The organism is Lutibacter maritimus (assembly GCF_900116115.1).
Lineage (GTDB): Bacteria > Bacteroidota > Bacteroidia > Flavobacteriales > Flavobacteriaceae > Lutibacter > Lutibacter maritimus.
The window spans coordinates 123339-138628 of the sequence record NZ_FOZP01000007.1 but is presented as its reverse complement, the minus strand read 5'-3'; the positions used below and the strand labels follow the sequence as shown (position 1 = coordinate 138628).

Below are 15290 nucleotides of genomic sequence, written 5' to 3'. Positions count from 1 at the left end.
CACAATAATTGCCGTTAATTTGCAAATTTAGGTCATATCAAACGAATTAAAAAAATAGTTGTAAATATTTTACTTGTACTACTGGTTTTATTAGCAGTGGTAAGTGTGTTATTGACTATTCCGGCTGTGCAAACTTCATTAGGAAAAAAAGCTACTAACTATTTAAGAAAGGAATTTAATGTAGATATTAATGTTAAAAAAGTTGATTTATCGGTTTTAGGAAATGTAAAATTGAAAGATGTTTTTATTAAAGATCATCATGCAGATACGCTAATTTTTGTTAAAGATTTATCAACATCAATTATCAGTTTTAAAAAATTGGTTGATGGAACGCCACAATTTGGTCAAATTTATTTAGATGAATTTATTTTAAATATAAAAACGTATAAAGGAGAAGTTGATGATGCCTTAACTATTTTTGTTGAAAAATTTGATAATGGTACTGTAAGCAATGAACCTTCTGGGTTTATGTTAACTTCAACCAGAATAAAATTAAATGAAGGTTATGTTGAAGTGGTAGACGATAATGCGGACAATAATCAACCTATTTTCTTCAAAAAAATAAAAGGAAGTGCCAAAAATTTTAAAATTGACGGACCTAACGTAACGGCCGATTTAAAAGATATTCATTTTATTGAAAATAGAAATCTTGAGGTTGAAAATTTAACAAGTAATTTTTCGTACTCTAAAACAGCAATGAGTTTTAATAATTCGCTAATAGAAACTGCAACATCTTCTATAGAAGCCGATATTATTTTTAGTTATGTTAGAGAAGATTTTTCAGATTTTAATAATAAAGTAAAGTTACAGGCTGATATTCAAAAAGCAAATATATCTTTAGTTGATCTTAAAAATTTTTATAGTGAACTAGGAATAGATGATGAATTGCATTTTTCAACAAAAATATCAGGAACACTTAATAATTTTACAACGTATAATTTAGATTTAGTATCTGATAATGGCGCAATTATTAAAGGTGATATAAATTTTAAAAATGTGTTTAATCAGGAAAATGGTTTTTCATTAGATGGAACTATTGAAAATATAACCTCAGATTATTATCATTTAAAAAAATTGCTTCCGAATATTTTAGAAAACAAATTACCAACAGAACTTTCAAAACTAGGAAGATTTACTTTAAAAGGTAAAACATTTATTACCCCTAATTTAATTGATGCTAAATTAGTTTTGAGAAGTGATTTAGGTGTTGCTATTACAGATTTAGAACTAACAAATGTTGTTAATATTGATGATGCTACTTATATTGGACACATAGAGTTGGTTGATTTTCAGTTAGGAGAATTATTAAATAATCCATTAATTGGATTATTTTCAACTACCGTTGATGTTGATGGTGTAGGATTTTCATTACTAAAAATGAATACTTCTGTAAAAGGAATAATTTCTAAATATGAGTACAATAATTATGCATACAATAATATTAAAATAAATGGTGTAATTAAAAATAAACATTTTAATGGCGAAACCGAAGTAAATGATGAAAATATAAAATTGAATTTTAATGGTTTAGCAGATTTTTCATCAAAAATTTATACGTTTGACTTTAAAGCAATTGTTGATTATTGCGATTTAAACGCCATAAACTTATTTAAACGTGATAGTATTTCTAATTTAAAAGGCGAAATAAATATTAACGTAAAAGGTAATTCTATTGATGATTTAGCAGGTACTTTAGATTTTAAAGACTTATTATATACCAACCAAAAAGGTGATTACTTTTTCAAAGATTTTAATATCAATTCAACATTTGAAGACAGTACAAGAACAATTACAATTAACTCACCCGAAATAATTACCGGTAGAATTAAAGGAAAATTTAAATTTGCCGAATTAGGAAAATTAGCACAAAACTCAATTGGTAGTATTTACTCTAACTACAAACCATATAAAGTTACTGCGGGTCAATATCTTGATTTTAGATTTAATGTTTATAACAAAATTGTTGAAGTTTTTTATCCAGAAATTGTGTTAGATGCAAACTCATCGGTAAGAGGAAATATTAGTGCTGATGATAATTTATTTAAACTAAACATAAAATCGCCAAGAGTAGAAGCTTATAAAACTGTTATTGAAGATTTAAATGTTCAAATTGATAACAAAAATCCACTTTTTAATACACAACTTTCAATTGATCATATTAAATCAAAATATTATAATATTAACAAACTTCAATTAGTAAATATTACCTTAAATGATACTTTGTATTTTAGAACCGAATTTGAAGGAGGAAAACAAAATACAGAACAATATAATTTAGCATTTTATCATACATTTAATAAAGAAAATAAATCGGTTTTTGGTTTGCAAAAATCAAACTTTACGTTTAAAAATAATAGCTGGATTATTAATCCAGAAAATAACTTTGATAATAAAGTAGTGTTTGATAATAAAACAAAAACCTATGATGTTAGCCCGTTTTTAATTACTTCAAACAATGAAAAAATTGAAATTTTTGGAACTATGAAAGATACCATTTCTAAAGACTTAAATTTCACTTTTAAAAATGTAAAACTATCAAGTATTACACCTGAAATTGATAGTTTAAAATTGAAAGGACTTGTAAATGGAACATTAAATTACAAACAAATTGCCGATAAAATTAAGCCTTCAGCAGATTTAACAATTGCAAATTTTTATGTAAACAATTCTCATCAAGGTGATTTAAAAGTAAATATTGAAGGTAAAAATTCAGTAACAAATTATTTGGTTGATATTTCATTAAAAAGAAACGGAAACATCAATTTTTCTGCATTAGGAGATTTAGATTTTACACCAAAACAACCAACGTTAGATTTAATTGTAGATTTTGAAGAATTTAAACTTGATGCTTTTAGTCCGTTAGGAGAAGATGTTTTTACAAATATTAGGGGTTTTGTATATGGAAACGTAAACCTAACAGGTTTGCTGAAAAATCCGGACATGAACGGAACACTTTATTTAGATAAAGCTGGAATGTATTTTCCTTTCTTAAATGTTGATTATCAGTTTGATGGAACAAGTATTGTAGAATTATCTAATCAAACCTTTACGTTTGATGATGTTACTATAAAAGATAACTTAAAAAACACCAAAGGAAAACTAACAGGAACAATTAAACACACAAATTTTGATAATTGGAAACTAGATTTAGGTGTTAACACCAAAAATCTTTTAGTATTAAATACCATAGAAAAAGAAAGTTCATTGTATTATGGAACTGGCTTTTTAGAAGGAAATGCATTTATATATGGACCAACTGATAAATTAACAATTGATGTAGTTGGTAAAACAAAAAAAGGAACACATTTTGTAATTCCAATTAGCGACGTTAAAACTGTAGAAACATCACAATTAATTCGTTTTATAAGTAAAGACACAACTGATAATAATGAGGAAATAAGGAGAAAGTTTATTTCCGATAAATTAAAAGGCTTGTCAATGTTTTTTAATTTAGAAATTACCAAAGATGCAGTTGTTGAAATGGTTTTAGATAAAGCCACAGGAAGTTATATAAAAGGAAGCGGAACAGGAAATTTACAAATTGATTTAGACACCAAAGATAAGTTTGAAATGTATGGCGATTTTATTGTTGATAACGGTGTGTATAATTTTAAATATGGTGGTTTTATAAACAAACCCTTTACAGTAAGAAAAGGTGGTAGCATATCTTGGAGTGGAAACCCATATACTGCAGATATTAATATTGAAGCGGTTTATAGAGTTTCAGCAAACCCAAAATCTTTATTGGAAAATATAGTTGCAAACAGAAAAATACCAATAGATTTGATAACAAGGTTTTCAGGAGAGTTGTTTAATTCACAACGCGATTTTGACATAGAAATACCTAATTCAAGTTCAACAGTAGCATCAGAGTTAGCGTTTAAATTAAATAGTAACGATAAAAATAGTAAAACTGTTCACTTTATATCATTATTAGTTTCCGGTAGTTTTTATAATGAAAGCGATTTAAGTGTAAACAGTAACGCAGCTTTATATGGGACTAGTTTTGATATGTTATCCAACGTTTTTGACAATATATTAAATCAAGGTAATAACAGATTTAAATTAAAACCGGTATATACCGTTGGAGAAAAAAATAAAGTAGACAACTTAAATATAAACGATCAATTAGCAATTGCTTTAGATTACCAATTAAACGATAAAATTATTATCAACGGAAAAGTGGGTATGCCAATTGGTTCAAAAGAACAAACCAATGTTATTGGTGAAGTTAATGTAGAGTTTTTAATGAATGAAGAAGGAACATTAAGGTCATCCATTTTTAACAGACAAAATGAAATTCAATATACAGAAGAAGAAGAAGGATATACCCAAGGAGCAGGTTTAACATATCAAATAGATTTTGATAGTGGTAGAGAATTATTAGAAAAATTAGGACTTAAAAAGAAAAAATCTGAAGATTCAATACCAGATAAAGCGCAACAAGATTCAATAATTACTGAAAATAAAATAATAAAATTCAAAAATAAAAATAATAAAAAATGAAAAAACCAACCTTAGTTATTTTAGCCGCTGGAGTAGGAAGTAGATATGGAGGATTAAAACAATTAGATACCTTTTCTGAACAAGGCGATACAATTTTAGATTTCTCTATTTATGATGCAATTCAAGCCGGTTTTGGCAAAGTTGTATTTATTATTAGAAAAAGTATTGAGGATGATTTTAAATCTTTTTTCAACCAAAAACTAAAAGGAAAAATTGAAGTTGAATATGTTTTTCAAGAATTAGATAAAATTCCTGAAAAATACAAAGATAACCAACGAGAAAAACCTTGGGGAACTGGTCATGCATTGTTAATGACAAAAGACATTATAAAAGAAAATTTTGCGGTAATTAATGCTGATGATTTTTATGGGCGTGAAGCATATGTAGTAATGGCCGAAGCTTTAAATAAAATTGAAACAACATCAAATGAATTTAATATGATGGGCTATGTATTAAAAAACACAATTTCTGATTATGGATTTGTTTCTCGCGGCGAATGTAAAGTAGATGAAAATGGATTTTTAATTGGTTTAACCGAAAGAACTCAAATAGAAAAAGTAGACGGAATTTTAAAGTATAAAAACGAATTAGGTGAAATGGTGTCAATTTCAGAAAATACAACCGTTGCAATGAATTTCTTCGGATTTACACCAAAATATTTTGAACTTTCTAGCGCCTTATTTGAAGAATTTTTAGAGAAAAATTATAAAGAACCAAAAGCAGAATTTTTTATTCCATCAGTCGTAAACCATCTTATTGTAAATAACTTAAGCACAATGGAAGTGTTAAAATCTGACGCAAAATGGTTTGGTGTTACTTATAAAGAAGACAAAGCATATGTAACTTCAGAAATTCAAAAATTAAAAGATAACGGAACGTATCCTAAAAATCTATGGTAAAATATTACTAAATATTATTATAAAGCTAACAATCTTAAAATAATTTTATAATAAAATTATGCTATTTTTGTGCATTAATGAATAACTAAACAAATGAAAAAAATAGGAGTTATGACTTCTGGTGGCGATGCTCCAGGAATGAACGCAGCAATTAGAGCAGTTGTTAGAGCTTGTAAATATTATAATGTAGAATGCGTTGGAATATATAGAGGTTATCAAGGCTTAATTGAAGGAGATTTTATAAAGTTAGATGCCAGAAGCGTAAGCAATATTATTAATAGAGGTGGTACAATTTTAAAATCTGCAAGGTCAAAAGAATTTATGACGAAAGAAGGCAGAGCAAAAGCATACGAAAACCTTAAAAATGCCGAAATTGAAGGAATTGTTTTAATTGGTGGAGACGGTACTTTTACTGGAGGAATGGTTTTTAATGAAGAATATAGTTTCCCTTGCATAGGTGTTCCCGGAACCATAGATAATGATATTTTTGGAACTAATTATACCATTGGTTATGATACAGCATTAAATACAGTTGTGCAGGCTATAGATAAAATTAGAGATACAGCAAGTTCTCATAACAGGTTGTTTTTTGTTGAGGTTATGGGAAGAGATGCAGGTTTTATAGCTCTAAATGCAGGTGTTGGAGCAGGAGCAGAAGAAATTTTAATTCCTGAAGAAGATATGGGACTTGAAAGGTTGTTAGAATCTTTAAAAAGAAGTAAGCGCTCAGGAAAATCTTCTAGTATTGTTGTAATTGCTGAAGGAGATAAAATTGGAAAAAATGTATTTGAATTAGCCAATTATGTTGAAGAAAACTTAAAACAATATGAAGTTAGAGTTTCTGTTTTAGGACATATGCAAAGAGGTGGAGCACCAAGCTGTTTTGATAGAGTTTTAGCAAGTAGATTGGGTGTGAAAGCTGTAGAGCTATTATTAGATGGAAAATCAAATTTAATGGTTGGTTTAATTGATAATAAAGTTGAAACTACAGATTTAGAATTGGCAGTTAAAGGTCATCATGCAATTAATAAAGAATTAATTAGAGTTAGTGACATGATGTCAATCTAATAATTTATTAATAATATCAAAAGTTACACTTTTAAATGATAAAACTAGGAATAAATGGATTCGGAAGAATTGGCCGATTAGCATTTAGAACTGCAATAAATAGAAAAAATTTTCAAATTGTTGGAATTAATGACCTTTTAGATATTCATCATTTAGCCTATTTATTAAAGTATGATTCTGTTCACGGGAAATTTAAAGGTGTAGTTGAAGTTCATGAAAATCATTTAATTGTTAATAATCAAATAATTCAGGTTTTTTCAGAGCAAAACCCAGAAAATATTCCTTGGAAAAACCTAGATGTTGATTTTGTAATAGAATCAACAGGTTTATTTACGGATCAAAATAAAGCAGCACTTCATTTAATTGGAGGCGCAAAAAAAGTAGTGATTTCCGCACCTTCAAAAGATGCGCCTATGTTTGTAATGGGGGTAAATCATAAAAGTTTAAAAAAAGAAGACATTATTTTTTCAAACGCTTCTTGTACTACAAATTGTTTAGCGCCCATTGCAAAAGTGTTAAATGATAATTATGAAATTGTTGAAGCGTTAGCAACAACAGTTCATACAGCTACTTCTAGCCAAAATACAGTTGATGGACCTGAAGCTATTTGGAGAAGAGGTAGATCAGCTTTAAATAATATGATTCCAACTACAACAAATGCTGGTAAAGCTGTACTAAAAATTATGCCTGAATTAGAGGGAAAATTACTTGCTATGGCGGTAAGAGTTCCTATAGTTGATGTTTCTTTAGTTGATTTAACAGTACGTTTAAAAAAATCAACAAATTATGAACATATAAAACAGGTTATGAAGTTGACATCTGAAAATGAAATGAAAGGGATTTTGGGTTATACAGAAGATGAAGTTGTGTCTCAAGATTTTGTTTCAGAACCAAGAACAGCAGTTTTTGATGCAAAAGCAGGTTTAGCTTTAAATAATAATTTTTTTAAAATTATAGCTTGGTATGATAATGAATTTGGATATGCTACTAAAATTGTAGATTTAATAGAATATTCACATACACTTTAATAGAAAAATATAATAATTAATAAGTAAGTTTCTTATTTTTACACTATGGAAATAGCAATTATAGCACACGATGGTAAAAAGGCCGAAATGATTCAGTTTTTAATGGATTTTAAAGCTTTAATAATCTCAAAAAACATAACATTAATAGCAACAGGTACAACTGGAAAAAATGCTGAAAAAGCGGGTTTTACAGTAAATAAGTATTTATCTGGGCCCTACGGTGGTGATGCTCAAATTGCTGGTAGAGTGGCAGAAGGTAAAACAGATATGGTTTTATTTTTTAGAGATCCGCTAGGTATGCATCCACACGAACCTGATATTGCAATGTTAATGCGTTTATGTGATGTTCATGATGTGCCGTTAGCCACAAACCCAGCAACTGCTGAACTTTTAATAAAAGCTATTTAATTATTTTATAGCAATCATTGATATTTCAACGTGAACAAATTTTGGTAAATTGGCAACTTCAACAGTTTCTCTTGAAGGAGCCGTTTCGTTGTTAAAGTAACTTCCGTAAACATCATTTATTTTAGCAAAATTATTCATATCTGATATAAATATAGATGTTTTAACAACATCTTCAAAAGTCATATTAGCAGCATTTAAAACAGCGTTTAAATTCTCCATAACTTGTTTTGTTTCTAATTCAATAGAATCTATAACCAACTCATTAGTTTCAGGGTTTATTGCAATTTGTCCTGAAGTGTATAATGTATTGTCAACTAGTACTGCTTGATTATATGGACCAATTGGCGCTGGTGCATTTTTAGTGTGAATAATTTTTTTCATAATAAATTAATTTTAGAATAATCTTCTGTCTGGTTGTTGTCTCTTATCGTATTTTAAATCACTTAACATAGATGATTTTACACCAATAAAAAAGTAATACGTTTGTCTGTCTCCAAATGGTACCCAGTTGAAGTTTAATTTCCAGCTATCTAAATCCCTAGAAAAACGCAATTGAGTATAGGTGAACCCTTGATTTTTTATGTCATAACCAGATGAAAAACCAACTTTCCATTTAGGAGTTAAATCTAAATCACCTGAAAACATTAATGAGTTTGATGAAATTTCCTTTTGCCTGGCGGAATTACTGTAATTTAAAGAATAAGCAATTTTTAAAGACCATGGTATTTCAGCGCCAAAAAGTTTAGTTTCTTTAACTTCTTCACTACTTTCGCCAGCAGGAGTTTGCTGATTTGAAGCAATTGAACTTTCTCCAAAAACACCCTCAGAATTATTAGCGTCTGCTTTTTTCTGGCTATCAGTTTTTGTTTTCTTTCCACTTTTACTAGCTAATGAATAGTTCAGTGTTAATCCTGCATTTGTTAGTCTAAATAAGCTTCCATTGTTATCAAAATTAAACGTATTAATTTTTTTTCCGTTAGCATCAATCGCATAAGGATCTAGTGTTGCATTGGCATTTACACTTAGTTTATTGTCAAATAAGTTTGTACCTGCATTTACACTAACCGGACTCCATTTTAATGAATCTGCAGCCATATTATAACTGGTAGAAAAGTTTAAATTATTTAATAAAATAATTTTTTTTGATTCGGTTTCGGTAGAATCTTTAGATCTAACTTTAGCTTCAAGGTTATTGTTTAATGAGAAATTTAAACTGTTTGAAATACCTGTTCCAGGACTTCCATATATACCGTTTGAAAAAGGAGAATATTCAATAGTATTATTTGGATCTGCAGTTTTTTGTACTTCTTCATTGTAAAAACTGAAATCTGGTCTGTAGCTATAGGAAACGCTTGGTCTTACAACATGACGTATTGCTTCAATTTTACTACCTTTTTTAAACTTAAACATTCCATAAAATGTGGTGCTTAATGAAAGTGCTGTACTGTATTCTCTAAATGAACTAAAGCTACTAATAGTATCAGTAACTACTGCATTTTCAGCATCATCAAAAGTTTTCTTTAATCTATCAAAATACCAAACTTCTTTGTAGTTTACATTTGGAGAAAGTGTAAAATATTTAAGGACTTTCATATTGGTATTTAAAGCCAAACTATGTTGAATTCCAGATTTTGCTTCATCAAACATTTCTTTTTTAAAGAAAAATTCATCTGTGGTATTTATCTTATTATCGCCTTTCATTGAGTAGGTTAATCCTGTTTTTTGAAGCGCATTGTTTTTTGCACCACCTTTACCAACAAAAGGATAAATTCTATCCATATTAACTTGTAATGACGGCAATGTCATTGAAATCTGTTCTGTATTTGTATTTTGAGAATGCGTTACAGATAATGACATGTTAAAAGGTGTGCCAACAAATTTTTTGTAAAATGAAATAGAAGAACTAAGCGTGTTATTTAAAAAGGAGTTTGTATTATACTCGTTATTAGATTCTTTATAATATTTACTACTTCCTAAGTTTACAGATGCTGAAAAACGTGAGTTTGGACTAGCTTTTTGGTCTTGACTATGGCTCCAACGGATATTGTAATTTGATGTTTTAGCATAATCATCCAATCCTTTTAAGCTGTTAATTAAATTTTCATATCTAAAATCAAAATTTCCAGAAAATTTATAGCGAACTGCGTATCCAGATTCAGTTCTTAATCCCCAACTTCCATTGGTATAAATATCTCCTAAAATTGCCAAGTCAAAGTTGTCACTCAATACAAAATAGTAACCTCCATTTTGTAAAAAGTAACCTTGTCTGTTATTTTCACCCCAAGTAGGCATTAAAAATCCTGAAGTTCTTCCTTGAGTCATTGGAACATACACAAAAGGTAGTATAACAGGTGTTGGAACATCGGCAATTACTAATTGGCTAGCACCAGCGACTAATTTTTGATCTTTAATAAATTTTGCTTTTTTTACTCTAATGTAATAATCTGGATCATCTTTTTGCGAAGATGTTAATTTTATATTTTCTATAAAAATTACGGAATCATTATGCTTTTTACTTACTTCACCTTTAATGATAATTCCTTGTTGATCGGTTTTTAAATTCCAGATTTTAGCCTTTTCAGATTTGAAATTAAACTTAATAGTATCTTGAGTAGATTCTTGTGAACCTTGCTTAAAAACGGGTAATTCTGTATATACACCAACACTATCTTTAATACCTTTTGCTGTTACAATATTTGTTTTATTATCAATTTCAATAAAACCAGCAGTTAAATCAATATCTTTATAATGAATGTGTGCATTTTTATATAAAGTAATTTTATTATTCTTTATATCTTGTCTAATTAAACTATCAGCACTATGTTCAATAATGCTTTCTAAAAGTTCTTTAGGTTTTTTTAATGAATCTTTAGGTTTGCTTGCAATAAGAGAGTCTTTTGCTTTTAAATTTATAGAATCATTTTTTGGAATAATAACAGAATCATTTTTTATAAAAATAGTATCAGAAAGCTTTAGTTCGCTATTATCCTTAATAGTTTGTTTAATTTCTTGAGAATAAATTGTTGAACTGATAAAGCAATTTGCTAATATCAAATAAATCAGAAGAGTTGTATTTTTGCTATTTGTTTTAATAATGAAATTTTTATAAAAATACTTTTTAAATTGGTTTGATAGCATAAGTTTTTTTACTTTAGCTTATTAATTAAATAGCCTAAATTGACAGTTTGTAAATGTATGGCTCAATAATTGTATCACCAAATAACAGTTGCCAAAATTAATTAAAAAATTTGATGAACTCACAACTCTTTACTAAAATTAAAATAAGAACGAATTATTCCCAAATTTTCGTATTTTTTATACTAATTCTTTTTATAAATCATACGGGTTTTGCCCAAAATAAAGAATTTATTGTTGTGCTTGATGCTGGACACGGAGGAAAAGATCCTGGAAAAGTTGGAAGCAATAACACGAAAGAAAAAGAAATAGCATTAGAAATTGTATTACAAGTTGGTGCGTTATTAGAAAAAGAAAAAGATATTAAAGTAGTTTATACTCGTAAAACGGATGTTTTTGTTGATTTGTGGGAGCGAGGTAGAATTGCAAATAAAGCCGATGCCAATTTATTTGTTTCAGTACACTGTAATGCACACAACTCACAAGCTAGAGGTGCAGAAACCTGGGTATTAGGAACCCACGCAAATAGTCGAAATTTTGAAGTTGCTAAAGCAGAAAACTCTGTAATTTTACTAGAAGATAATTATAAAACCAATTATAAAGGTTTTGATCCTAACTCTCCAGAATCAGTAATCGGATTAACTTTAATGCAAGAAGAGTATTTAGATCAAAGTATACAATTAGCAAGTATTATTCAAAATGTGTTTACTACCAAATTAAACAGAGTTAACAGAGGCGTTAAACAAGCTGGTTTTGTAGTATTGCACCAAACATATATGCCAAGCGTTTTAATAGAAACAGGTTTTATTACAAATACTGAAGAAGGTGCTTTATTAAGCTCTTATGAAGGCCAAAAAAAATTCTCTGAATCTATTTATCATGGAATTTTAAAATATAAAGAGCAATTATCTTTAAATACGGTTGTAAATATTGATTTAGAAGATTTACCAATAAATACTAAAAATAAAGGTAAAATTACCAAGCAGAAAACTAATAATGAAAATAATTTTGAAGCAGAATTTAAAGTACAAATTGCTTCAGGATCTCGAAAATTAGAAACACGTTCCTATAATTTTAACGGATTAGAAAATGTTGAAAGAGTGCAAGTAGGGTCAAGTTATAAATATTATTTAGGTGGAACTTCGGATTATAATAAGATTAAAGAAGTGTTACAACTTGCAAAATCCAAAGGATATACATCAGCATTTATAGTTGCTTTTAAAAATGGAAATAAAGTTTCTGTAGATGATATTTTAAAAAAATCATAGAAAGTTAAGCAAGTACTACCAAAAATTATTAGTATTATTGCTAATTAAAAAAGTTTTATTTTGAAAATATCAAGAGAATTAAAAACCGGTATTGTTGCTGTTGGAGTTATAGCCCTTTTTATATGGGGATATAATTTTTTAAAAGGTATGAATCTATTTGACGGACCTTTAAAAACATATTATACCGAATATAATAACGTACAAGGTTTAAATACTTCTAGTGAAGTTACTATTAATGGTGTTGTGGTTGGAAAAGTTATTTCAATAAATTTCAACCAAAATCCAAATAAAAAAGGACAATTAATTGTTGAATTTAGTATTGAAAATGATTTTGAGTTCTCTAAAAATAGTATCGCAAAAATTTACAGTGCTAGTTTAATGGGAGGAAAATCGTTAGCAATTGTTCCATCTTATGAAGGTGAAATTGCTAAACCTGGTGATTTTATTGCAGGTGAAATAGAATCAGATATTTTTTCAACTGTAACTGAAAAATTAAATCCTTTGCAGGCTAAAGTAGAAAATGTAATTGTTAGTGCAGATTCTTTAATGACAGGTTTAACTGATGTGTTAGATGTTAAAAGTAGAAACAATTTAAAAAGTACCATTGCACAATTAAATGAAACGGTTGCAAATTTTAAACAAATTTCAGAATCCGTTAATAATTTAGTTAAAACCAACGACGAAAAATTATCCAAAACACTTACGAATACAGAAGTATTAACAAAAAACCTATCGATGCTTTCCGATTCATTAGTAAATGCTGATATTGGAAAAACAATTAAAAATTTAGAAACAAGTATAGCAAGTTTATCTTCTATTATAAATAATATTGAAGAAGGAAATGGTACAATGGGTAAATTACTATACGATGAGCAAATGTATACAAACCTTACAAATGCATCAAAAGAATTAGAAGAGTTGATGCGCGAAATTAAAGAACACCCAAAAAGGTTTGTGCATTTTTCTATATTCGGAAAAAAGGATAAAGGTTACCAACCACCTTCTTCTGAAGTAAAAGAATAATCAATTAATAGAAATATTTTTGTGAAAATATCAATAAAACTATTCAATAATTATTAAATAACAATCAAATTTTTAGGAAGTTTAAATTAAATTTGCAGTCTTATTTGTTTTTGAAAAGTAATTGATGAAGCTATATTTTTTAATCATCACTAAACAAAAAGTATGAACTATATTGACAACATAGCATTTGTAATTCTTCTAACAATAGGAGTCGGTTTTTTTGTTAAAAACATTACTAAATTAATCAGAAATATCAAACTTGGGAAAGAAGTTGATAGGTCTGATAATTCAAATGCACGTTGGAAAAATATGGCTATGATTGCTTTAGGGCAATCTAAAATGGTAAAAAGACCCGTTGCAGGAATACTTCACATTATTGTTTATTTAGGTTTTATTATTATTAATATTGAAGTAATTGAAATAATTATTGATGGTATTTTTGGAACCCACAGAGTATTGTCTTTTTTAGGTGGTTTTTACAGTTTTTTAATTGCTTCGTTTGAAATTTTGGCAGTATTAGTCTTAGTTTCCGTTACTGTTTTTTGGATTAGAAGAATGATACTTAAAATTCCTCGTTTTTGGAACAAGGAAATGAAAGGATTTCCTAAAAATGACGCATTATATATTTTATATTTTGAAATGGTTTTAATGTCGTTATTCTTAATAATGAATGCCGCTGATAATCATTTTCAAGAATTAAATGTTGGAAACCCAATAAGTCAATACATAGCACCATTATTTCATAATTTAAGTTTTACAGCTGTAACAGCTATTGAAAGAACTGCTTGGTGGTTGCATATTGCAGGAATATTAGTGTTTTTAAACTACTTATACTACTCTAAACATTTGCATATTTTATTGGCATTTCCAAATACATATTACGCAAATTTAAATCCAAAAGGTCAATTTACAAATTTAGAATCTGTAACCAGTGAAGTAAAAATGATGATGGATCCAACAATAGATCCATTTGCAGCTGCTCCTGAAGGTGCAGAAGCTACAGTTCCAGAAAAATTTGGCGCTAGTGATGTTGCCGATTTAAATTGGGTTCAATTAATGAATGCCTATACGTGTACAGAATGTGGACGTTGTACTTCATCTTGCCCAGCAAATATTACAGGAAAAGAACTTTCACCACGTGCTATTATGATGAAAACGCGTGATAGATTAGAAGAAGTTGGTGAAAATATCAATAAAAATGGAAAATTTATTGAAGATGGTAAACAATTACTATCAGATTATATAACACCAGAAGAAATTTGGGCTTGTACAAGTTGCAACGCATGTGTTGAAGAATGTCCTGTAAATATTGATCCATTATCAATAATTATGGATTTAAGAAGATATTTAGTAATGGAACAATCTGCTGCTCCACAAGAACTAAATAGTATGATGACAAATATTGAAAATAATGGAGCACCATGGCAATACAACCAAATGGATAGGTTAAATTGGAAAAATGAATAAAACAATAACAACTAAAAATCAAAAAACACACATAAAGAATGAAAAAAGAGGATGTAGATAAACTATTACATGAAAAAGTAGAAGAAGGATTACATATTAGCCCAATTTTACCTGAAGGAATTAAAAATTATTTGATTGATATAGATGGGACAGTTTGTGACGACATACCAAATGAAGAACCAGAAAGAATGTTAACAGCAAAAGTATATCCAGATGCTTTAATAACATTAAATAAATGGTATGACGAAGGGCATATTATTTGCTTTTTTACTTCAAGAACTGAGGAGCATAGAGCATATACTGAAACTTGGTTAGAAAAAAACGGATTTAAATATCATAGTTTATTAATGGGAAAACCTAGAGGAGGGAATTACCATTGGATAGATAATCATTTAGTAAAAGCAACAAGATATAGAGGTAAATTTACCGATTTAGTAGCTAAAGAAGTTACTATTGAAGTATTTGATGACGGAAAACACGAATAATAT

11 protein-coding genes are annotated in these 15290 nt (G+C 28.4%); 9 read left to right on the top strand and 2 right to left on the bottom strand.

What is annotated here, in order from left to right; translation table 11 throughout:
* Nucleotides 1-126 precede the first annotated feature (126 nt).
* The 5 genes from BM335_RS12325 to BM335_RS12305 all read left to right on the top strand — a co-directional run bounded on the left by BM335_RS12325 (nucleotide 127) and on the right by BM335_RS12305 (nucleotide 7909).
* Nucleotides 127-4506: a translocation/assembly module TamB domain-containing protein gene (locus tag BM335_RS12325; RefSeq protein WP_143102424.1), complete on the top strand. Its 4380-nt coding sequence runs from the start codon at nucleotides 127-129 to the stop codon at nucleotides 4504-4506.
* Nucleotides 4503-5405, top strand: coding sequence for a sugar phosphate nucleotidyltransferase (locus tag BM335_RS12320; RefSeq protein WP_090228245.1), 903 nt, complete (start codon nucleotides 4503-4505; stop codon nucleotides 5403-5405). The genes BM335_RS12325 and BM335_RS12320 overlap by 4 nt, the downstream gene beginning before the upstream one ends.
* Before the next feature lie 93 nt (nucleotides 5406-5498).
* Complete coding sequence (gene pfkA / locus BM335_RS12315) at nucleotides 5499-6473, top strand: 6-phosphofructokinase (protein WP_090228241.1); 975 nt, start codon at nucleotides 5499-5501, stop codon at nucleotides 6471-6473.
* 35 nt (nucleotides 6474-6508) lie between these two features.
* A complete protein-coding gene (gene gap, locus BM335_RS12310) occupies nucleotides 6509-7501 on the top strand; it encodes a type I glyceraldehyde-3-phosphate dehydrogenase (RefSeq protein WP_090228238.1) in 993 nt (330 codons plus the stop codon).
* A gap of 45 nt (nucleotides 7502-7546) precedes the next feature.
* Nucleotides 7547-7909, top strand: a complete 363-nt coding sequence (locus tag BM335_RS12305; RefSeq protein ID WP_090228234.1) for a methylglyoxal synthase — start codon at nucleotides 7547-7549, stop codon at nucleotides 7907-7909.
* Here the strand turns inward: BM335_RS12305 and BM335_RS12300 are convergent, their stop codons facing one another.
* Together BM335_RS12300 and BM335_RS12295 are read right to left on the bottom strand one after the other, a co-directional pair.
* The gene (locus tag BM335_RS12300; protein ID WP_090228227.1) at nucleotides 7910-8290 is read right to left on the bottom strand and encodes a RidA family protein; all 381 of its coding nucleotides are present in this window, start codon (nucleotides 8288-8290) and stop codon (nucleotides 7910-7912) included. It lies immediately after the preceding gene.
* 12 nt (nucleotides 8291-8302) lie between these two features.
* Entirely contained in the window at nucleotides 8303-10963 is a 2661-nt protein-coding gene (locus BM335_RS12295; RefSeq protein WP_245780668.1) for a putative LPS assembly protein LptD, read from the bottom strand.
* 197 nt (nucleotides 10964-11160) lie between these two features.
* Between BM335_RS12295 and BM335_RS12290 the strand changes: the two genes are divergently transcribed.
* The 4 genes from BM335_RS12290 to BM335_RS12275 all read left to right on the top strand — a co-directional run bounded on the left by BM335_RS12290 (nucleotide 11161) and on the right by BM335_RS12275 (nucleotide 15287).
* Entirely contained in the window at nucleotides 11161-12312 is a 1152-nt protein-coding gene (locus BM335_RS12290) for an N-acetylmuramoyl-L-alanine amidase family protein (protein WP_090228223.1), read from the top strand.
* A gap of 60 nt (nucleotides 12313-12372) precedes the next feature.
* Nucleotides 12373-13335, top strand: a complete 963-nt coding sequence (locus BM335_RS12285; protein WP_090228220.1) for an MlaD family protein — start codon at nucleotides 12373-12375, stop codon at nucleotides 13333-13335.
* A 162-nt stretch (nucleotides 13336-13497) separates the two neighbouring features.
* Complete coding sequence (locus BM335_RS12280) at nucleotides 13498-14802, top strand: 4Fe-4S dicluster domain-containing protein (RefSeq protein WP_090228216.1); 1305 nt, start codon at nucleotides 13498-13500, stop codon at nucleotides 14800-14802.
* Nucleotides 14803-14840: 38 nt separating this feature from the next.
* Entirely contained in the window at nucleotides 14841-15287 is a 447-nt protein-coding gene (locus BM335_RS12275; RefSeq protein ID WP_090228212.1) for an LNS2 domain-containing protein, read from the top strand.
* Nucleotides 15288-15290 lie beyond the last annotated feature (3 nt).

What these genes read in the sequence shown, in the direction of transcription:
- BM335_RS12305 (WP_090228234.1), top strand. Translation starts at nt 7,547, where the DNA reads ATGGAAATAGCAATTATAGCACACGATGGTAAAAAGGCCGAAATGATT.
- BM335_RS12275 (WP_090228212.1), top strand. Translation starts at nt 14,841, where the DNA reads ATGAAAAAAGAGGATGTAGATAAACTATTACATGAAAAAGTAGAAGAA.
- BM335_RS12320 (WP_090228245.1), top strand. Translation starts at nt 4,503, where the DNA reads ATGAAAAAACCAACCTTAGTTATTTTAGCCGCTGGAGTAGGAAGTAGA.
- pfkA (WP_090228241.1), top strand. Translation starts at nt 5,499, where the DNA reads ATGAAAAAAATAGGAGTTATGACTTCTGGTGGCGATGCTCCAGGAATG.
- BM335_RS12290 (WP_090228223.1), top strand. Translation starts at nt 11,161, where the DNA reads ATGAACTCACAACTCTTTACTAAAATTAAAATAAGAACGAATTATTCC.
- BM335_RS12280 (WP_090228216.1), top strand. Translation starts at nt 13,498, where the DNA reads ATGAACTATATTGACAACATAGCATTTGTAATTCTTCTAACAATAGGA.
- BM335_RS12300 (WP_090228227.1), bottom strand. Translation starts at nt 8,290, where the DNA reads ATGAAAAAAATTATTCACACTAAAAATGCACCAGCGCCAATTGGTCCA.
- gap (WP_090228238.1), top strand. Translation starts at nt 6,509, where the DNA reads ATGATAAAACTAGGAATAAATGGATTCGGAAGAATTGGCCGATTAGCA.